Origin of the sequence: Nonomuraea thailandensis (assembly GCF_024172165.1) — a bacterium.
Classification (GTDB): Bacteria; Actinomycetota; Actinomycetes; order Streptosporangiales; family Streptosporangiaceae; genus Nonomuraea; species Nonomuraea thailandensis.
In genome coordinates this window covers 5,666,869-5,684,995 of sequence record NZ_JAMZEB010000002.1, presented here as the reverse complement: position 1 = coordinate 5,684,995, position 18,127 = coordinate 5,666,869, and the positions used below count along the sequence as shown (strand labels likewise).

Below are 18,127 nucleotides of genomic sequence, written 5' to 3'. Positions count from 1 at the left end.
CCTCGCCGATGGCTATTTGGCTATTCTTTCATTGTGAAGCTGGCGCGTTGAGTCAAATTGCCAATTGTGGAACGGTGGGCTGAACGGGCAATGGGAACGAAATCTCCATCGTTAGCGCATGGATGGAACGGGGGGTTCCCCAGGCCGGCGGGCATCAGGATCGTGATCGTGGACGAGCACACGCTGCTGCGTGAGGTCCTGGGAGAGGTGCTGCTGGCGGAGGACGACTTCTGCGTGCTGGCCGACTCGGCGGACTTCGAGTCGTCCGTCGCGCTGATCGCCAGGACCAGGCCGGACATCGTACTGATCGACATCGACAAGCCGCACGGCAGCCCGGGCGGGGCCGTGCGGCGGCTGCGGGAGGCCTCGCCGCGCTCGGTCGTGGCGGTGCTGAGCATGTACGACGACGCCCGGATCGTGCAGGAGATGATCAGGGCGGGGGTGCGCTGCTACCTGCACAAGGGCATCACGAGGCGGGATCTGGTGGCATCACTGCGAAGCGTGGCGGGGGCCGGCGAGCAGGTGACGCTGACGGTCCCGCACGGCACGATCGCCAACCTGGACGCCGACCACGCGGGCCCGCTGTCGAGGCGGGAGAAGGAGGTCATCGCGCTCGTGGCGGCCGCCATGAGCAACCGTCAGATCGCCACGCACCTGTCGGTGACGGAGGGGACCGTCAAGCGGCATCTGCGCAACATCTTCCACAAGCTGGGCGCCGTGTCGCGGATCGACGCGGTCAACAAGTACAAGGCGCTCGGCGAATCCGCGACCTATCCCTGGTCTGCCGCGAATGGATGATAGTGGTAAGCTTAGCTATCCATATTCAGGGAGGCCGCGATGCAGTTGCGCACGTTCCTGATCGCGGGGGTCGCCAGCTTCATGGCGGCGCTCGACACTCTCGTCGTCACCACGGCCCTGCCCACGATCCGGGAGCAGTTCGGCGCATCGCTGGAGAGCATGGAGTGGACGGTCAACGTCTTCACGCTCTGCTACGCCGTCTTCCTGCTGACCGCCGCCGCGCTGGGTGACAGGTTCGGCAGGAAGCGCGTGTTCGTCCTGGGCCTCGTGCTGTTCACCGCGTCGTCCGCGGCGGCCGCGATGGCGGGCTCCATCGGCCTGCTCGTGCTCGCCCGGGCGATCCAGGGGCTCGGCACCGCCATGATCATTCCGCTGGCGCTGACGCTCCTGGTGAGCGCCACGCGGCCGGAGCGGCGCGGCGCCGCGATCGCCGGCCTCGGCGGCATGGTGGGGCTCGGCATCGCGCTCGGGCCCTGGATCGGCGGCGCCGTGGTCCAGTACGGGTCGTGGCAGGCCGTGTTCTGGATCAACGTGCCGGTGGGGCTGGTCCTCGTGCCGCTGGCCGCGCTGCTGCTCGCCGAGGGCGGGCGGGTGCGGCGGCGGCTCGACGTGCGGGGCATCCTGCTCATGATGGCGGGGCTGTTCGGGGTGGTGTTCGGGCTGATCCGCAGCGTCACACTCGGCTGGTCGCACGTCCAGGTGCTGCCGCCGATCGTGGCCGGCGCGGCCGTCCTGGTGGCGTTCGTGTGGTGGGAGCGCGTGGCCGCCGAGCCCGTCCTGCCGCCTCGACTGTTCCGCAGCCGCGGGTTCACGCTGTCCAACGTCGTCTCCACCCTGGTGCAGGGCGGCATGCTGGGCGCGGTGTTCCTGCTGACCCAGTTCCTGCAGCTCGTGCTGGCCTACGGGCCGCTCGACGCGGGCGTGCGGACGTTACCGTGGACGTTGCTGCCCGCCGTGGTCGCCCCGCTCGCCGGCGTGTTCGGTGAGCGGCTCGGGGTCAGGCGGCTGATGGTGGCCAGCGCGGTTCTGCAGGGGGCGGCGCTGGCCTGCTTCGCCGTCGTGGTGGCGCCGGCCGTGCCGTACGCGCTGCTGTGGCCCGGCATGGTCGTGGCCGGGGCCGGCATGGGCCTGTTCTACGCGGTGGCGGCCCGGCAGCCGCTCGACTTCGTCGCGCCCGCGGAGGAGGGGCTGGCCGCCGGCGTGAACAACGCGATGCGGCAGATCGGGATCGTGCTGGGCGTGGCCGTGCTGGCCGGGGTGTTCGCGGCCGGCGGCGGCTACGGCACGCCGGCGCTCTTCGTCTCCGGCCTGCGCGCGTCGCTGTGGGCGGGGGCCGCGATCCTGGCGGTGGCGGCGGTGGCGGCCTGGCTCGTCCCCGCCGTCCCGGCCCGGCGCGATCCCCGCTCGCAGGCCCTCGCGACGGCGGCGAGCGGTGGCGACCAGCCGGCGCAGCCGCTGGCGCCGTGAGCCGCGGCGCTCATCCATGCGTCCTGGCGGCGGCTCTCAGCTCGGCCCATATTTCTCGGCAGGGAATGATGCGGGAGATGAGCGTGACACTCAGAATAAGCGCTCCGCCGCTGAGAACGATCGTGGGCAACAATCCGGCCGGCCCGTGGAGGTGAAATGCCGCCCGATACACGTGGGCGGGAATCAATCCCAGCGGGCCGGTAATCTGGGTGAGATTGATCAGGAGAGTGACCCAGAATGTCCACGCCGCGCCGCGGAGCGCCAGCATGCCCAGGGAGTTTCCCGCCGCGTAGTACGCGAGGACGGCGCGAAACTGGGCCACGAAACCCGGCGCTTCGGCCGACGCCTCCGCCGCTGTCCTGCCGGCCAGGCGTAACGCGACCTCTACCGTCTCGTCGTTGATGACCAGCCAGCCCTGGAGAAGAGCGCAGAGGGCGAAGACGAAAGAGCAGGCGAAGGTGAGAACCCGCAGACGATGATTCCAGGCCAAGGGAATGCCGATGGGCGCCGAAGCCATGTCACCCACCTTTCCAGCGCGCCATTGATCGACGCCTTGAGGCTGCCTTCAAGAGCTTCTCCAATTTAGCATTCCCGGAAGACCGGGTGAAAGGGCGAATTGCGCCATGCGGATTTCCGCCGGGAAAACGATCGCGTGCCGTGCGCGACAAAAGGAGAAGCCACCGCCGGATCCCGGCGGTGGCTGAAAGGCCCGGTTACCCCGGGATGACCGCGCCGCTCCATGACGCGCCGCGGCGGCGTGGACGGCCTGCGTCTCGCCGTCGAAGTACGGTGACAGGCTCGTGTCGTAGCGCAGGTCGGCGTCGGTGTCGGCGACGCTGATGGTCAGGCCGTTGAGGTAGCCCATGCCGGCGGCCTTGTCGTAGCGCGACAACCAGGAGGAGCCGAGGGCGCCTTCCCCGGTGAACGGGGAGCCGACGGCGAGCAGCTCCTCGCCCTTGATGCTGGGCACCACGGCGGTGGCGGTGCGCCCGCTGGAGGTCTCCAGGGTCTCGCCCGGGTACGGCCTGCTGCCGTCGGGGTGCTGGCCGGCCGGGTAGCCGAAGACGTCGATCCTCGCGTCCACCTGCGGCTGGTTCCAGGCCAGGCCCTGCCCGCCGACGTTGTCGCCCAGCCTGCCGAAGTTGGCCAGGTCGCCGGTGGCGGTGGTGACGACGCCCTCGTAGACGGTGACGAACGCGTAGTCGCGGTCGTAGTCGCGGTAGACGTCGAAGTCGTAGTGGCCGAACAGCTGCTTGCCCACGTAGAGACCCGCCGGGGCGCCGGCGCCGGTGTAGCCCGGCACGAAGACCCAGGTGCCGAGCGTGTAGCCGTTGCGCTGGGTGTCGTACACGCAGTGCGCCGCGGTGGCCACGACGTTGCGGTACTGCGACTGCATGGCGGTGCCCGTGCACCAGTGCGGCTGTCCGTCGGCGCCGACGAAGAACACCTTGCCCAGGGTGGTGGGCGTGACGGGCTTCCCCGCGGTGGTCGTGGCGGTCTGGTCCGCGGCGGTGGTGGCGGGCGTGGCGGTTTCGCCCGCGCTGGTCGCGGTGGACGTGGCGGTCTGGTCCGCGGTGGTGGTGGCGGGGGTGGCGGTCCTGGCTGTGGTGGTCGTGGTGGGCAGTGACGGCGGGATGGTGCCGGGCTTGGTGCCGGGCGTGGTTTCGCCGCGGGTGGCGATCTTCTCGACGGCGGTCTGGACGCCGTACGGGGTGGCGGCGGCCAGGTTCGCGCCGCCGTTGCCCAGCCAGAACGACGCGGCCTCGACGGCCGCCGCCTGCGTGGCGGCCAGCGGTCGCGTGGCCACGCTGTAGGCGCCGGCCGGAGACGGCGCGGCCACGAGGAGGGAGGCGAGGAGGGGGACGGCTAAGACACCTGCTGTTCGATTTCGCATGCGATATCTCCCGATCGACAGGAATCTCCGGCGACGACTAGAACACTTGATCGTCTCCGGGCGATGACGCTACCTGCCGTCCTCTCCGCGATCAACAGCTTTTGCGCGGGGGACCGTGCCAAGATCTGCCTACCCGCCCCGGACGGCCTTGAGGTGCGCGGCGGCGGCCTGCTCCAGGTGAACGAGGTCCGAGGCGACCGTGGCGAACGTGAAGCCCTCGGCCAGGCGGCGGGCGGCCTGCTCGCCGGTGGGGTTGTGGATGCCGGCCGCGATGCCCGCCCGCGCGGCGGCCGTGCGGACCCGCTCCAGCGCCGCCTCGAAGACGTCCGCCACCTCGGGATCGTTCGGGAATCTGCCGCCGACGGCCAGGCACAGGTCGGAGGGGCCGACGTACACGCCGTCCAGGCCCGGCACGGCGCAGATCTCGTCGAGGTTGGCCAGCCCGTCAGGCGTCTCGATCATGGCCAGGACCAGCACGCTCTCGTCGGCCTCCGCCGGCGTCGGGCCGATGCGCAGCATGGAGCGCATGGGCCCGTACGAGCGGCGCCCCCCGGCCGGGTAGCGGGCGGCCGACACCGCGCGGGCCGCGTCCTCGGCGGTGTCGATCAGCGGCACGATCACGCCGCCCGCGCCGAAGTCGAGCGCCCTGCCGATGGCCGCCGGCTCCGCCGACTCGACCCGGACCAGCCCGACCGACCGGCCGCCGGCGTCGATGGCCATGAGGTTGCTCAGCAACCCGGCGTTGCCGATCAGGCCGTGCTGGCCGTCCAGCGCGACGTAGTCGTACCCCAGTCTGGCCAGGCGCTCGGTGGCGATGGGCGCGTCGAGCACCACCCAGTAGCCCACACACTGCTCGCGATCACGGATCTTGGCGGCGAACTCGGCTGCGGTCATCGGCTCTCGTCTCCTCGCTTCCGGGGCTTCATCGCTTCCGGGCTGAATCGTTTCCGGGCTTCATCGCGTGTGGCGTCCGGGGTCAACGGCGTGCGGGACTCCGCGGCGCCTGAGGCTTCCACTGCGTCTGGGGCGCACGGTGTCTGGGTCTGGTGGCGTCCGGGGCTCACGGGGCCTTTGGCCTTATGGGGTCCGGGGCCCACGGCGCGTCTGGGGCCTCATCGGTTGTAGGCGGGCATCGGGCCGCGCAACGCGTCGCCCACGGCGTCGCAGGCGGCGGCGACCTCGGCGGGGAGCGGGCCGGCGGCCAGCGCGGCCAGGTTCGCTCGCAGGTGGCCGGCACCCGAGGCGCCGAGCAGCACCGCGCTCACCATCGGCTTGCCGAGCAGCCAGCGCAGCGACAGCTCGGCCAGGGGGAGCCCGGCCTCCAGCGCGATCGCGCCGAGCGCCTCGACGCCCTTGAACAACTCGGCGTCCCAGTACCGCTGCCGGTACATCGCCGCCAGCCGCGAGTCGCCGAACCGGCCGGTCCCCGGAGCCTGGTCGAAGCGGTGCCGGCCGGTCAGCAGGCCGCCGCCGAGCGGGTTGTAGACCATGGTGCGCAGCCCGGAGGTGACGGCGAACTCGGCGTACTCGTCCTCGACCCGCCGCGCCAGCAGGTTGTAGAGCTGCTGGGCGACCACCGGGCGCGGGCTCATCCCGGCGATCTGCCAGGCCGCGTAGTTCGACACGCCCAGGCCGCCGATCTTGCCCTCCGCCATCAGCTCCGCGACCGTGGCCAGCGTGGACTCCAGCGGCGTGGCCCGGTCGGGCTGGTGCAGGTAGAACAGCTCCACGTGGTCCGTGCCGAGCCGCCGCAGGCTGCCCTCCAGCGACAGCCGCAGCCCGGCGGGGGAGAGGGGCGCGTGCCCGGCGGCGTCCGGGTGCGGGATGCCCGCCTTGGTCGCCAGCACGACCCGGTGCCTGCGGCCGCGCAGCAGCTTGCCCAGGATCTCCTCGCCGGCGCCGCCCGCGTAGCCGTTGGCGGTGTCCACGCCGGTGACGCCCGCGTCGAGCGCGAGGTCCAGCATGCGCCCCGCCGTGTCCGCGTCCACGGTGTCGCCGAAGGTCATGGTCCCGAGCACGGGCTCGGCGCTCATCGAGGGCTCCTCTCACGTTCCCGGGGGTGCGGGGAGGCGTCCCGGGTCACTCGCCGACCACTGTGGCAGAACGTGCGCGTTCCGTGCAATACTTGCCGCGCGTCTTGCGCAATTCCATGAGGCTGGAGGGGTGGGCGTGGGAACGGCATCCGTGTTCGTCCTGGCCGACGACCTCTCGGGGGCGGCGGAGACGGCAGCAGTGCTCATGTCGCCCGCCCGTCGTGCGCGAATCGCGCTCTCCGGGCCGCCGTACGCGTTCACGACGCCGGTGCTGGCCGCCGATCTCGACTGCCGGTATCGGGACGAGGCGGGGGAGCTGGTACGGCAGGCGCTGCGGCACGCGGGCGGACGCCGCGTCCTCGTCAAGATCGACTCGTTGCTCCGCGGCAACCTGGCCGCCATGGCCGCCGCGACCCTTCACGCGGCCACACCCCGCGCCGCCACTGATGGCGAGGCCGCTGTTCGTGACACCTCCGCGGCCCTCCCCACGCGGGCATCGCACCCGCCCGCCCCCGCGCTCGTCGTGTTCGCCCCGGCGTTACCGGCCGCCGGCCGCGTCACCGTCGGCGGCGTCCCGTACCTCGGCGGCCTGTCCTTGCGCGAAACGCGCGCCTGGCAGGTGGAGCCCCGCCCCGCACCGGCCTCCATCACCGAGGCCCTGGGCGGCGTGCCGTCCGCGCTCGTGCCGCTCGAAGCGGTCCGCGCCGGCCGCGACACCCTCGCGCGGGCACTGTCGCAGACCGCCGGGCGGATCGCCGTGTGCGACGCGGAAACGGACTCCGACCTCGACGAGATCGTCAGCGCGGCCATGGCGGCCGACCACCGCACCCGCTTCGTCGGCGCGGGCGGCCTCGCCTCCGCCCTCGGCCGCTTCCTGGACACAACCCCCGCTTGCAGCGGCTTTCCGGACGTACCCGCACGCGGCACCAGCAACCGCCCCCTCCTGGTCGTCGTCGGCACCGCCGAGCCGGGGGCGGCCGAGCAGGCGCGCCTGCTCCTCTCGTACGGCGCCCGGCCGATCACCCTCGACGCCGCCAGGGACCTCCACACCACCCCCGCCCACCGTGCGCACTTCGCGCAGCGCCTGCGCGAAGCCCTGCGCACGTCCGCCGCGCTCGCCGTGCTCACGATCAGCGGTCAGGCCCCGCCCACCGCCGCGGCCACGCTCGCCGAGCTCGTCGGCGCCGCGCTCACCGGCCACACCCCCGCCCCCGACCTGGTCCTGACCGGCGGCGAGACGGCCCGGCGGGTTCTCGACACGCTCCAGGTGCGCGAGCTGACCCCTGTGGGCCAGATCCACCACGGCGCCGTCCACTGCCACACCCCGCAGGGCCGCTCGGTCGTCACCAGGCCGGGCAGCTTCGGCGACCGCGACAGTCTCCTGCGCATAGCCGCCCATCTCGCACCCGAAAGGCTGACATGAGCACACCTCTCATCGCCCTCACCATGGGGGACGGCTCCGGCGTAGGCCCGGAGGTCGTCGTCGGCGCCCTGCTCGCCCCCGAGACCGCCGCGTTCTGCCGCCCGGTCGTCATCGGTGACGCGGGACGCCTGCGCAGGGCCGCCGCCTGCCTCGGCGTACGGCCGGAGGTGGTCACCGTGGACGGCGTCGCCGAGGCCGTGTTCGAGCCGGGCCGCGTGAACGTCATCGACCCCGGCCTGCTCCCCGAGGACCTGCCGTGGGGTCAGGTGTCGGCGGTCGCCGGCGGCGCGGCCTACGCGTACGTACGGCTGGCCGCGGAGCTGGCGATGTTCGGCCAGGTCCAGGCCATCTGCACGGCCCCGCTGAACAAGGAGGCCCTGCACGCCGCCGGCCACGTCTACCCGGGCCACACCGAGCTGCTCGCGCACCTGACCGGCACGGAGGAGGTGTCGATGATGCTCTCCACCCACAAGGTGAAGGTCATCCACGTCACCACCCACCTCGGCCTGATCGACGCGGTCGCCCGCATCGAGCCCGGCCTGGTGGAGCGGACGATCCGGCGCGGCCACGCCGCCATGCGCGGCTCCGGCCTCGGCCGTCCCAGGATCGGCGTGTGCGGCATCAACCCGCACGCGGGCGAGAACGGCCTGTTCGGGTACGGCGAGGAGGAGGAGAAGGTCGTCCCGGCGGTCGAGCGGCTGCGCGCCGAGGGCATGGACGTGCACGGCCCGCTCCCGGCCGACACGGCGTTCTTCCTGGCCGGCCGCGGCGACTACGACCTCATCGTGGCCATGTACCACGACCAGGGCCACGGCCCCGTCAAGATCCTGGGCCTGGAGGCGGGCGTCAACATCACGGTCGGGCTGCCGGTGATCAGGACGTCGGTCGACCACGGCACGGCGTTCGACATCGCGGGGAAGGGCGTGGCCGACGCGGGTAGCATGATCGAGGCGCTCCGCCAGGCGGCCGAGCTGTCGTCCGCGCAGGGCGTGTGAGGGAGAGGGGCCGTCGATGGGCCGCGCAGCACAGGTACGCCGTGACGAGATCGTCCGCCTGGCCACCACCACCGGGCTGGCCAGCGTCGAGGAGCTGTCGGCCCAGCTCGGGGTGACCGCCTCCACGATCCGCCGCGACCTGGCTCATCTGAAGGCGGCGGGCCTGCTGGCACGCACGTACGGCGGCGCGATGGCGGTGGTCACCCACCCGGAGGCGTCGCTGCGGCAGCGCGTCGGGGAGGCGTTCGAGGCCAAGCGGGCCATCGCGGCCTGGGCCGCCGCGCAGATCCGCCCCGGCGAGACGATCCTGCTCGACGCCGGCTCGACCACCGGCGCCCTGGCGCACGAGCTGCGCCAGGCGGCGGACCTCACGGTCGCCACCACGGGCCTGAACGCGCTGCAGGAGCTGGTCGGCGCCACGGGCGTGCACGTGGAGTGCCTGGGCGGCACGCTCAGGCAGGTGAGCCAGGGCTTCGTCGGCCCGCTCGCGGAGGCGGCGCTGAGCCGGATGACGTTCGACCGGGTCTTCCTGGGGGCCGACGGGGTGACGGCGGAGGACGGCATCTGCGAGGCCAGCCTGCAGCAGACGCGCATGAAGGAGCTGATGATGGAGCGCTCCCGCCACGTCTACCTGCTCGTGCACGCCGCCAAGCTGGGGCGCAGGCCCTTCCACGCCTGGGCGCGCATGTCCGACTCCTGGACCCTGGTGACCGACACGGCCGCCACCGCCGAGGCGCTGGAGCCCTTCAAGTCCCGGGGCGTGCACCTCGTGACCGTGCCTCCCGACGCGCGGGCGTGAACCTTGACAGCCCGTCACCGTGAGGCCCTATCGTTGTACATATGAATACCTCTTCAGATAACCAGGTTCTGGCGATGGACAGTTGTACCACCCGGGTGGTCGACGCCGAGCGGGTCACCGCGGTGTCGGAGCGGATGCCGCCCGCCGAGGACCTGGCCGACACGGCCGACGTCTTCGGGCTGCTGTCCGACCCGAACCGGTTGCGGTTGCTGGTGGCCCTGCTGGACGGCGAGTTGTGCGTGTGCGACCTGGCGGCGGTGACCGGTCAGAGCGAGTCGGCCGTCTCCCACGCGCTGCGCCTGCTGCGCGCCCACCGCATCGTGGCCGCGCGCCGCTCCGGCCGGATGGCCTTCTACCGGCTGGAGGACCCGCACGTCCGCATGCTGCTCGACCTCGCGCTGGCCCACACCGAGCACACCGAGGCGCTGCACCCCGAACGCGACGGGAACGCCTGATGGGCGCCGGGCACGGCCACGGGCACGCGGGCAGCCGCCACCGCTGGCGGCTGGCGGTCTCGTTCGTGCTGATCGGCGTCTTCTTCGTGGTGGAGCTGGTCTTCGGCCTGGTGTCGGGCTCGCTGTCGCTGCTGTCGGACGCCGGGCACATGGCCGCCGACGTGGTCACGCTCGGCGCGGCGCTGGTCGCCACGAGGATCGCCGTGCGCCCCGACACCACGGGCCGGCGCAGCTACGGCTCCTACCGGGCCGAGGTGTTCGCGTCGCTGCTGGCCGTGGTGCTGATGCTCGGCGTCGCGCTGTACGTCGTGCTGGAGGCGATCGGCCGGATCGGCGGGCCCGCCGAGGTCTCCTCGGGGCCGATGCTCGTCGTGGGCGCCATCGGCCTGGTGGTCAACCTGATCGCGCTGCTGATGCTGCGCTCCGGCGCGGGCGAGAGCCTGAACGTCAAGGGCGCCTACCTGGAGGTCGTGGCCGACACCGCCGGCTCGGTCGGCGTTATCGTGGCCGGCTGGCTGGTCGCGTCCACCGGGCAGGCGCTCTGGGACACGGTCATCGCGCTGGCCATCGGCGTCTTCGTCGCCGTGCGGGCGGTCTCGCTCGGCCGGCAGGTCTTCGCGGTGCTGGGGCAGCACGTGCCCGAGGGCGTCGACGCCGCCGCCGTGGCGAAGGACCTGGCGGCCATCGAGGGCGTACGCGACGTGCACGACCTGCATCTGTGGACGCTGACCTCCGGCATGAACGTGGCCACCGCCCACCTCGTCACCGGCGACCACGGCGACAACCACGCCGTCCTGGACCAGGCTCGCGATCTCCTGCGCCACCGGCACGGCGTCGCGCACGCCACCCTCCAGGTCGAGCCGGCCGACCACCGGGGCTGCGACGAGCTGGGCTGGTGAGCGGCGGCGGCCTCCGGGGCGCGCGAAGCGGCGGCGATCGGCGGGCTGCTCGCGATCGGTGAGGAGCGGCGATCGGTGGGCAGGACTCGGCGAGGGTGCATTTAGGCAGGTGAGCGCGGGGCCGGGGTACAACACCGTATAGAGGCTGATATGTGGGGATTCGGGGGTGGTGTCGCATGCTGCCCGAAGTACATGGCTGGTTGCGGCGCCGTACTTCGTCCGCCGGGGACTGGCCGCTGCGGGACCTGATGGCGGCCAAGGGGGAGACCACGGTCAGCGTGGTGCTCCCGGCTCGCGACGAGCGGGAGACCATCGGGGAGATCGTCGGCGTGATCCGGCGGGAGCTGGGCGCCCTCGTGGACGAGCTCGTGGTCATCGACTCGCGTTCCACCGACGACACGGCGCTGGTGGCGGCCCGGGCGGGGGCCAGGGTGCACGCCCAGGACGAGATCCTGCCCCAGCTCAAGCCGCTCGACGGCAAGGGTGAGGCGTTGTGGAAGTCGCTGGCGGTCACGTCGGGTGACGTGCTGGTGTTCGTCGACGCCGATATCCGGAATTTTCGGGCTTCTTTGGTGCTTGGGGTGCTAGGGCCCCTGTTGGGCGACCCGACCGTGGCGTACACCAAGGGGTGTTATGACCGGCCGCTGAACGGGGCCGGCAACGGCGGCGGGCGCGTCACGGAGCTCGTGGCCCGGCCGCTGATCAACCTGCACTGGCCCGAGCTGGCGGGTTTCGTGCAACCCCTGGCGGGGGAGTACGCCGGGCGGCGCTCGGCCCTGGAGCGGGTGCCCTTCGTCACCGGGTACGGGGTCGAGCTGGGGCTCCTGATCGACCTGCTGGAGCTGGCGGGGCTGGACGCGTTCGCCCAGGTGGACCTCGGGTCGCGGGAGCACGCGCCGCAGTCCACGGAGGCGCTGGGCGGGATGGCGGGGCAGATCATGCTCGCCGCCTGGTCCCGGCTGGAGCGCCAGGGCAAGATCCAGGCGTTCCACGAGCCGTCGGTGCGGCTGGCCCAGTTCCGCCGGGGCCAGGACGGGCACGATGTCCTGATCCGCGACGTCGGGATCGGCGAGCGCCCCCCGATGATCACGATGGCCGGCTGACCACCGATCCGCACCCCGTCAGGCGGCGGCGGCGCGGGCGCTGGACGCCCGTGACACCGGCGGAGGCGTGTGGTCCCACTCCCGCGCCTGGCTGATCATCGCGTGCCGGCGGTGACACGGTTCGCCGGAAGCGGCCCTGTCCCGGCGCGAGCCGCAGCGGATCGGGGAGCTACTTGAGGGCGGCGGTGACGAAGGCGGCGATCTGGTCGCGCATGCCCTCGTGGTCGTCGGCCGCGCCCCGCAGGATGATCCGCGCGAGCTGCGGCATCATCGACGGGAACAACGCCAGCCCCGTCAGCATGAACAACATCCGGGCAGTCTCCGCCGACGGCTCCTTCTCACCCCGGCCCTCCGCCAGCGAGGCCGTCTTGCGGCCGCAGCGCTCCACCCGGGCCTCCTGGCCCTCCAGCAGCTCCTGGCCCCGGTAGTTGAGCGCCTCCCACATCAGCAGCCGCACCAGGTCGGGATGCGAGTGGTAGTAGTCGGTCAGCTTGGCCACGTAGTCGACGGGATCGGCCCCGGGCAGGGCGATCTGGGCCGTCAGATCGTCGAGCGCCTCCGTGATGACCGCGTCGAACAGCTTCTCCTTGCTGCCGAAGTGCCCGTAGATGCGCTCCTTGTTGACGCCGGCGCGCTCGGCGATGCGATCCACGCGCGCGCCCGCCACCCCGTACGCGGCGAACTCCTCCCGCGCGGCCTCCAGCAGGGCGGCGCGGGTGGCGGCGGTCGAGACCTTCGGTGTCATGACGACATCCTAGCCACCAACTGGTTGGTTGCAAACCAACTATCCAGTTGACATCCAACTGGTTGGTTGGTTAGCGTCCCGACCCATGACACTCACCGTTTCCCCCGCCCCGCGGCTACGGCCCCCGTCCCCGGCCACCGCCCCGTTCGCCGCCACGATGACGGCGTTCACGCTGACCGCGATCCTGGTCAGCGGCCAGTTGTACGTCGTGATCCCCCTCTTGCACGACATGGCCGGCGGCTGGGGATCCTCGGCCGGCGGGCTGACCTGGCTGGTGACCGCGTTCGGCATCGGCTACGGCATCGGTTTCCTGGTGTTCGGCCCGCTTTCCGACCGGTACGGCCGCCGCAGGCTGCTGATGATCGGATTGCCGCTGGCCGCCCTGACGACGGCGCTGGTCGCGTTGAGCCCGTCGCCCGAGGTGGCGCTCGGCCTGCGGGCGGTGCAGGGCGTGGCGGTGGCGATGTTCCCGCCCGCAGGGATGGCGTACCTGGGGGAGCGGCTGGAGCCGCGCCGCCGCGTGGTCGCCATCGCGGCGGTGACCGGCGCGTTCCTCGCCTCCGCCGTGTTGCTGCAGGTCGCCGCCCAGCTTCTGGTGGACGTGATCGGCTGGCGCGGCATGTTCGGGCTCTCGGCGGCGGGGTTCGTGCTCGCCGCGCTGGGCGTGCGCGCGGTCATGCTGCCCGACCCGCCCCTCCGGCGTCTGGCCGCAGGATCCCTGCTGTCCGCCTACCGGCCGCTGCCCGGCCTGCTGTTCCACCGGGTGCTGAGCCTGCGCTACCTGGCCACGGTCATGCTGATGGCCGGCTTCGTGGCCGTGTACACCGGCCTGCAGATCTACGGCGGCAGCTCGCCCGCCGAACTGCTCGCGCTGCGTGCGGCGGGGCTGCCGTCGATCGTCCTGATGCCGCTCCTGATGCCGTGGCTGGCCAGGATCCGCATGACCACCAGGGCGGTCGTGTTCCTGGCGGTCGCCGCGCTCGCGCTCGCCGTCATCGGCCTCACCGGCACCGCCGTCCTGGTGCTCCTGCTCGCCCTGTACGTCGCCGCCATCACCGGCGGCCTGCCCAGCATGAACGAGTCGATCTCGGCGGAGGCGGGCCGGGCCCGGGGCACGGCGCTGGCGCTGTTCTCCACCGCGCTCGCGATCGGCGGCAGCGTCGGCCCGCAGGTGGCCGCCGCTTCCGGAGGTCTCACCCCGCTCATGTACGGCCTCGCGACCGGCATGGCGCTGGCCGCCGTGTTCGTCCTGATCTCCACGTGGACGGCCGGAAGGCGATCAGCCGAGCAGCCGCGGCCGGTCGCCTCCCCAGTGCGGTGAGGCGCCGCGCAGGAACTTCACAGACGCCTGGGCATTCCGATGGCGCGCTACCGGCCGGTAAGGTGTTACCACCGGTAACTTGAGGGGGGGGTACATGGCGGGGTTCTGCCCGGAGCCGAGCGACGACGTGGTTCAGGTGCGTGACTGGGTGCACGCCTTCGCCCGCGACGTGATCCGCCCCGCGGGCGCCGAATGGGACGAACGCGAGGAAACCCCCTGGCCGGTCATCCAGGAGGCGGCCAAGATCGGGCTGTACTCCCTCGACTTCTTCGCCACCCAGTGGTTCGAGGAGAGCGGGCTGGCGCTGCCGGTGGCGTTCGAGGAGATCTTCTGGGGCGACGCGGGCATCGGCCTGTCGATCACCGGCACCGGCCTGGCCGCCGCGGCGCTGTCCGCCAACGGCACCCCCGAGCAGATGGGGGAGTGGCTGCCGCAGATGTTCGGCACGGAGAACGACGTCAAACTGGGCGCCTTCTGCGCCTCCGAGCCGGACGCCGGCTCCGACGTCGGCGCCATCCGCACCCGCGCCGTCCCCGACGGCGACGACTGGGTGCTCAACGGCGTCAAGACCTGGGCCACGAACGGCGGCATCGCGAACGTGCACGTCGTCGTCGCCTCCGTCGACCCGTCGCTGGGCACCAGGGGCCAGGCGTCGTTCGTGATCCCGCCGGGCACGCCGGGATTGTCGATGGGGCAGAAGTTCCGCAAGCACGGCATCCGCGCCTCGCACACGGCCGAGGTGGTCCTGGAGGACGTCCGGGTGCCCGGCTCCTGCCTGCTCGGAGGCAAGGAGAAGCTGGAGGCCAGGCTGGCGCGCGTACGCCAGGGCGGCCGGGCGGGCGAGCAGGCGGCGATGCGCACGTTCGAGACCACCCGCCCGTCGGTGGCCGCGATGGCGGTGGGCATCGCCCGCGCGGCCTTCGAGTACGCCAGGGACTACGCCCGCGAACGCGAGCAGTTCGGCCGCAGGATCGGCGAGAACCAGGCCATCGCCTTCCTGCTCGCCGAGATGGCCACCCGGGTGGACGTGGCCCGGCTGCTGACCTGGCGGGCCGCGTGGATGGCCCGCAACGGCCGGCAGTTCGAGCAGGCGGAGGGCTCGATGTCGAAGCTGGTGGCGGGGGAGACGGCGGTCTGGGTGTCGGAGCAGGCGATCCAGATCCTGGGCGGCGCGGGATACACCAGGGAGCACCCGGTGGAGCGGTTCCACCGGGACGCCAAGATCTACACGATCTTCGAGGGCACGTCGGAGATCCAGCGCCTGATCATCGGCCGGGCCGTCACGGGGCTGCCGGTCCGCTGACGACACCGGGGTCCGCCGCCACCCGGCGGAAGAGTCACAGCAGGCCGCAGGCGGCCAGCAAGGCCCGGTCCATGTCCTTCGCGGCCTCGGGGCCGAGGTAGTAATCGGTGAAGCTGAGGTCCGCGCACGCCGCCGGCTCGACGACGGCGGCCGCGGGAGGGGCGGCCACGCTCAGCGCGGTGGTGGCGGCGGCCAGGACGGGAACCGGGATCCCGGAGAGCATCGGGTCCTCGCGGGCTCGTTCGGCACGGCCGTCGCACCGGGCCGCCGGCCGGGTCAAGTACCTGCCGGCGTACGAGCGGATCGTGCCGCCCGCGTTGCGGGCGGACACGTGAGACGTCGCCGCCCCGCTGATCTGGAAAGCTAGGAAAGCGTTTGCCTCGTGCCTTCGGCACCCTGCCGCCGGAATCAGCGGAGAGTAGAGTTGCCGTGGGCAAGAGGGGTGGCAAGCGGAGGAAAGCATGCGGAAAGCGGAGCGTCACGCCACGATCACCGACGTGGCGGCGCTCGCCGGGGTGTCGGTGGGCACGGCCTCCAAGGCGCTCAATGGGCGCGGATCCCTGCGCGAGGAGACCCGGGCACGGGTCAGGGAGGCGGCCAGGCAGCTCAACTTCGAGGTGAACGCGGGAGCGCGGAGCCTGCACTCCGGGCGCACGTACACCGTGGGCATGATCACCACCGACACGATCGGCCGGTTCAGCATCCCGGTGCTCATGGGCGCGGAGGACGCGCTCGGAGCGGGGCAGATGTCGGTGTTCCTGTGCGACGGGCGCGACGACCCGATCCGGGAGCAGTACCACGTCAAGACGCTGCTCAGCCGGCGCGTGGACGGCATCATCGTGACCGGCCGGCGCACGGAGGCCCGCACGCCCATCACGCCCAGGCCGCCCGTGCCCGTGGTCTACGCCTTCATCAGCTCGACCGACCCCGCCGACTGCTCGGTGGTGCCCGACGAGGAGGGCGGGGCGCGCAAGGCGGTGGAGCACCTGCTGGCCATCGGCCGCACCAGGGTGGCGCACGTGACCGGGCCCGAGCACCACCACTCGGCCCGCGCGCGCTCGGCCGCCGCCGTCGAACGGCTCGCCGAGGCGGGGCTCGGCCTGGCGGGGCCGCCGCTGTTCGGGGCGTGGAGCGAGGCGTGGGGGCGGCAGGCCGTGGGGATGCTGCTGACGGGCGGGGCCTCGTTCGACGCCGTGTTCTGCGGCAGCGACCAGATCGCGCGCGGCGTCGCGGACGCGCTGCGGGCGGTCGGGCGGCGGGTGCCGGAGGAGGTGGCACTGGTCGGGTACGACAACTGGGACGTGATGGCGGAGGCCTGCCAGCCGCCGCTGACCAGCGTGGACATGAACCTGGAAGGGCTCGGCAGGACGGCCGCCGAGATGTTGCTGGCCGCCATCAACGGCACACCCTCTCCTGGACGGCACGCCCGGCCCTGCCACCTGGTGGTCCGCGAGTCGACGACGGTGCCGCTGGTGCCGGCGGGCTCATGAGCCGGCCGCCCGTGCTCCAGCCACGAAGGCCCGCCGAACCGTGACGCCGCCCCTGACCCGAGCCGCCGGCGGCCGGCCCGCCGCGCCCGTCCGCATGCTGCATCTCGGGCTCGGCGGCTTCTTCCGGGCGCACCAGGCCTGGTACACCGAACACGCCCCCGACGCCTCCAGGTGGGGCATCGCCGCCTTCAGCGGGCGCAGCACGGGTCTCGTGACGCGGCTGGCCGCTCAGGGCGGGGTCTACACGCTGGTCACGCGGGGTGCGGACGGGGATGCCTTCGAGGTGATCGGCTCCGTCACGGCGGTGCACGGCGGGGGTGAGCACGGGGAGTGGCTGGCGTACTGGCGGCGGCCCGAGCTGGCCGTGGTCACACTGACCGTCACCGAGGCGGGCTACTCGGGCGTACCGGCCACTCGTGGCCCGGGCCCGGGCACCGGCCTCGTGGCAGGGACCGTGGCAGGAACTGTGGCAGGGACCGTGGCAGGGACCGTGGCTGGGACCGTGGCCGGGCGGCTGGCGGCCGGACTGGCGGCGCGGCGGCTCGCCGGGGGAGGCCCGGTGGCCATCGTGTCCTGCGACAACCTGCCGGGCAACGGCGAGCTGACCCGGCGCATGGTCGACGAGGTGGCACACGCGGCGGGGCTGCGGCTCGCGGACGCCTCCTACGTCACCACCATGGTCGACCGGATCACCCCGTACCCGGCCCCGGAGGACGCCGGCCTGGTGGCCGGCGCCACCGGCCGCGCCGACGCCGCCCCGGTCGTCACCGAGCCGTACTCCGAGTGGGTGCTGTGCGGGGACTTCCCCGCGGGCCGTCCGCGCTGGGACGACGCCGGCGCCCGCTTCGTCGCCGACGCGGCCCCGTACGAGGAACGCAAGCTGTGGCTGCTGAACGGCGGCCACTCCCTGCTGGCCTACGCCGGGACGCTGCGCGGCCACACCACGGTCGCCGAGGCCGTCGCCGATCCGGCCTGCCGGGCGTGGCTGGCGCAATGGTGGGCGGAGGCCTCCCGCCACCTGGCCTTTCCCGAGCCCGAACTGGCCGCGTACCGGAACGCCCTGCTGGACCGCTTCGCCAACCCCAGGATCCGCCACACCCTCGCCAAGATCGCGGAGCACGGCTCGCGGAAGCTGCCCGTCCGCATCCTGCCGGTGCTGCGAGCCGAGCGGGCGCGAGGCACGCTCCCCGCCGGGGCGATCCGGGTGCTCGCGGCCTGGCTGCTGCACCTGCGCCAGGCCGCCCCCGCGCGGGACGCCGCGGCCCCCGACGCTTCCGGGCCGCTGCCGGACGCCGCCCGCGCGGTGTCCTTCGGCCTCGACCCGGCCCTGGCCGCCGACCCGGCCCTGATCCATGCGGTCACGAGACAGGCCAGGGAACTGGCCCGGGGGTACTGACCACGG

General features: G+C 72.7%; 18 protein-coding genes. 12 read left to right on the top strand and 6 right to left on the bottom strand.

Going from position 1 to position 18,127, the window contains the following annotated elements; all coding sequences use genetic code 11:
• Positions 1-168 precede the first annotated feature (168 nt).
• Together HD597_RS29665 and HD597_RS29660 are read left to right on the top strand one after the other, a co-directional pair.
• Positions 169-798: a LuxR C-terminal-related transcriptional regulator gene (locus HD597_RS29665; RefSeq protein WP_253746222.1), complete on the top strand. Its 630-nt coding sequence runs from the start codon at positions 169-171 to the stop codon at positions 796-798.
• A gap of 39 nt (positions 799-837) precedes the next feature.
• On the top strand, positions 838-2,265 hold the full coding sequence (locus tag HD597_RS29660; RefSeq protein WP_253746221.1) for a DHA2 family efflux MFS transporter permease subunit: 1,428 nt from the start codon (positions 838-840) through the stop codon (positions 2,263-2,265).
• A gap of 10 nt (positions 2,266-2,275) precedes the next feature.
• Here the strand turns inward: HD597_RS29660 and HD597_RS29655 are convergent, their stop codons facing one another.
• The 4 genes from HD597_RS29655 to HD597_RS29640 form a co-directional block, all read right to left on the bottom strand.
• The gene (locus HD597_RS29655) at positions 2,276-2,782 is read right to left on the bottom strand and encodes a hypothetical protein (protein WP_253746220.1); all 507 of its coding nucleotides are present in this window, start codon (positions 2,780-2,782) and stop codon (positions 2,276-2,278) included.
• A gap of 48 nt (positions 2,783-2,830) precedes the next feature.
• Positions 2,831-4,159, bottom strand: coding sequence for a trypsin-like serine peptidase (locus tag HD597_RS29650; protein ID WP_253746219.1), 1,329 nt, complete (start codon positions 4,157-4,159; stop codon positions 2,831-2,833).
• 129 nt (positions 4,160-4,288) lie between these two features.
• Entirely contained in the window at positions 4,289-5,053 is a 765-nt protein-coding gene (locus HD597_RS29645; RefSeq protein ID WP_253746218.1) for an HpcH/HpaI aldolase family protein, read from the bottom strand.
• A gap of 218 nt (positions 5,054-5,271) precedes the next feature.
• Positions 5,272-6,192: an aldo/keto reductase gene (locus tag HD597_RS29640; RefSeq protein ID WP_253746215.1), complete on the bottom strand. Its 921-nt coding sequence runs from the start codon at positions 6,190-6,192 to the stop codon at positions 5,272-5,274.
• A gap of 136 nt (positions 6,193-6,328) precedes the next feature.
• Here HD597_RS29640 and HD597_RS29635 point away from each other — a divergent pair, with 136 nt between their 5' ends.
• From HD597_RS29635 to HD597_RS29610, 6 genes are all read left to right on the top strand, one after another.
• Entirely contained in the window at positions 6,329-7,615 is a 1,287-nt protein-coding gene (locus HD597_RS29635) for a four-carbon acid sugar kinase family protein (RefSeq protein ID WP_253746213.1), read from the top strand.
• Positions 7,612-8,610, top strand: coding sequence for a 4-hydroxythreonine-4-phosphate dehydrogenase PdxA (pdxA, locus tag HD597_RS29630; protein ID WP_253746211.1), 999 nt, complete (start codon positions 7,612-7,614; stop codon positions 8,608-8,610). The genes HD597_RS29635 and pdxA overlap by 4 nt, the downstream gene beginning before the upstream one ends.
• Before the next feature lie 16 nt (positions 8,611-8,626).
• Positions 8,627-9,409 carry a DeoR/GlpR family DNA-binding transcription regulator gene (locus HD597_RS29625; protein WP_253746209.1) on the top strand — a complete coding sequence of 261 codons (783 nt, stop codon included), beginning with the start codon at positions 8,627-8,629 and terminating at the stop codon, positions 9,407-9,409.
• A 74-nt stretch (positions 9,410-9,483) separates the two neighbouring features.
• A complete protein-coding gene (locus HD597_RS29620; protein ID WP_253746203.1) occupies positions 9,484-9,864 on the top strand; it encodes an ArsR/SmtB family transcription factor in 381 nt (126 codons plus the stop codon).
• Complete coding sequence (locus HD597_RS29615; protein WP_253746201.1) at positions 9,864-10,763, top strand: cation diffusion facilitator family transporter; 900 nt, start codon at positions 9,864-9,866, stop codon at positions 10,761-10,763. Before HD597_RS29620 ends, HD597_RS29615 begins: the two co-directional genes overlap by 1 nt.
• 176 nt (positions 10,764-10,939) lie before the next feature.
• Positions 10,940-11,866 carry a glucosyl-3-phosphoglycerate synthase gene (locus HD597_RS29610; RefSeq protein WP_253746200.1) on the top strand — a complete coding sequence of 309 codons (927 nt, stop codon included), beginning with the start codon at positions 10,940-10,942 and terminating at the stop codon, positions 11,864-11,866.
• Between the two features lie 169 nt (positions 11,867-12,035).
• On the opposite strand, the gene HD597_RS29605 is transcribed toward HD597_RS29610, so the two are convergent.
• Entirely contained in the window at positions 12,036-12,611 is a 576-nt protein-coding gene (locus tag HD597_RS29605) for a TetR/AcrR family transcriptional regulator (protein ID WP_253746199.1), read from the bottom strand.
• Between the two features lie 85 nt (positions 12,612-12,696).
• On the opposite strand from HD597_RS29605, the gene HD597_RS29600 reads away from it, so the two are divergent.
• The gene (locus tag HD597_RS29600) at positions 12,697-13,932 is read left to right on the top strand and encodes an MFS transporter (RefSeq protein WP_253746198.1); all 1,236 of its coding nucleotides are present in this window, start codon (positions 12,697-12,699) and stop codon (positions 13,930-13,932) included.
• Positions 13,933-14,026: 94 nt separating this feature from the next.
• On the top strand, positions 14,027-15,235 hold the full coding sequence (locus HD597_RS29595; RefSeq protein ID WP_253746197.1) for an acyl-CoA dehydrogenase family protein: 1,209 nt from the start codon (positions 14,027-14,029) through the stop codon (positions 15,233-15,235).
• Between the two features lie 34 nt (positions 15,236-15,269).
• Here the strand turns inward: HD597_RS29595 and HD597_RS29590 are convergent, their stop codons facing one another.
• A complete protein-coding gene (locus HD597_RS29590; protein ID WP_253746196.1) occupies positions 15,270-15,566 on the bottom strand; it encodes a hypothetical protein in 297 nt (98 codons plus the stop codon).
• A 130-nt stretch (positions 15,567-15,696) separates the two neighbouring features.
• Here HD597_RS29590 and HD597_RS29585 point away from each other — a divergent pair, with 130 nt between their 5' ends.
• Both HD597_RS29585 and HD597_RS29580 read left to right on the top strand, forming a co-directional pair.
• The gene (locus HD597_RS29585) at positions 15,697-16,725 is read left to right on the top strand and encodes a LacI family DNA-binding transcriptional regulator (RefSeq protein WP_253746195.1); all 1,029 of its coding nucleotides are present in this window, start codon (positions 15,697-15,699) and stop codon (positions 16,723-16,725) included.
• Positions 16,726-16,765: 40 nt separating this feature from the next.
• The gene (locus HD597_RS29580) at positions 16,766-18,121 is read left to right on the top strand and encodes a mannitol dehydrogenase family protein (RefSeq protein ID WP_253746194.1); all 1,356 of its coding nucleotides are present in this window, start codon (positions 16,766-16,768) and stop codon (positions 18,119-18,121) included.
• Positions 18,122-18,127 lie beyond the last annotated feature (6 nt).

What these genes read in the sequence shown, in the direction of transcription:
- HD597_RS29660 (WP_253746221.1), top strand. Translation starts at nt 838, where the DNA reads ATGCAGTTGCGCACGTTCCTGATCGCGGGGGTCGCCAGCTTCATGGCG.
- HD597_RS29655 (WP_253746220.1), bottom strand. Translation starts at nt 2,782, where the DNA reads ATGGCTTCGGCGCCCATCGGCATTCCCTTGGCCTGGAATCATCGTCTG.
- HD597_RS29650 (WP_253746219.1), bottom strand. Translation starts at nt 4,159, where the DNA reads ATGCGAAATCGAACAGCAGGTGTCTTAGCCGTCCCCCTCCTCGCCTCC.
- HD597_RS29645 (WP_253746218.1), bottom strand. Translation starts at nt 5,053, where the DNA reads ATGACCGCAGCCGAGTTCGCCGCCAAGATCCGTGATCGCGAGCAGTGT.
- HD597_RS29640 (WP_253746215.1), bottom strand. Translation starts at nt 6,192, where the DNA reads ATGAGCGCCGAGCCCGTGCTCGGGACCATGACCTTCGGCGACACCGTG.
- pdxA (WP_253746211.1), top strand. Translation starts at nt 7,612, where the DNA reads ATGAGCACACCTCTCATCGCCCTCACCATGGGGGACGGCTCCGGCGTA.
- HD597_RS29625 (WP_253746209.1), top strand. Translation starts at nt 8,627, where the DNA reads ATGGGCCGCGCAGCACAGGTACGCCGTGACGAGATCGTCCGCCTGGCC.
- HD597_RS29620 (WP_253746203.1), top strand. Translation starts at nt 9,484, where the DNA reads ATGGACAGTTGTACCACCCGGGTGGTCGACGCCGAGCGGGTCACCGCG.
- HD597_RS29615 (WP_253746201.1), top strand. Translation starts at nt 9,864, where the DNA reads ATGGGCGCCGGGCACGGCCACGGGCACGCGGGCAGCCGCCACCGCTGG.
- HD597_RS29610 (WP_253746200.1), top strand. Translation starts at nt 10,940, where the DNA reads ATGCTGCCCGAAGTACATGGCTGGTTGCGGCGCCGTACTTCGTCCGCC.
- HD597_RS29605 (WP_253746199.1), bottom strand. Translation starts at nt 12,611, where the DNA reads ATGACACCGAAGGTCTCGACCGCCGCCACCCGCGCCGCCCTGCTGGAG.
- HD597_RS29600 (WP_253746198.1), top strand. Translation starts at nt 12,697, where the DNA reads ATGACACTCACCGTTTCCCCCGCCCCGCGGCTACGGCCCCCGTCCCCG.
- HD597_RS29595 (WP_253746197.1), top strand. Translation starts at nt 14,027, where the DNA reads ATGGCGGGGTTCTGCCCGGAGCCGAGCGACGACGTGGTTCAGGTGCGT.
- HD597_RS29585 (WP_253746195.1), top strand. Translation starts at nt 15,697, where the DNA reads ATGCGGAAAGCGGAGCGTCACGCCACGATCACCGACGTGGCGGCGCTC.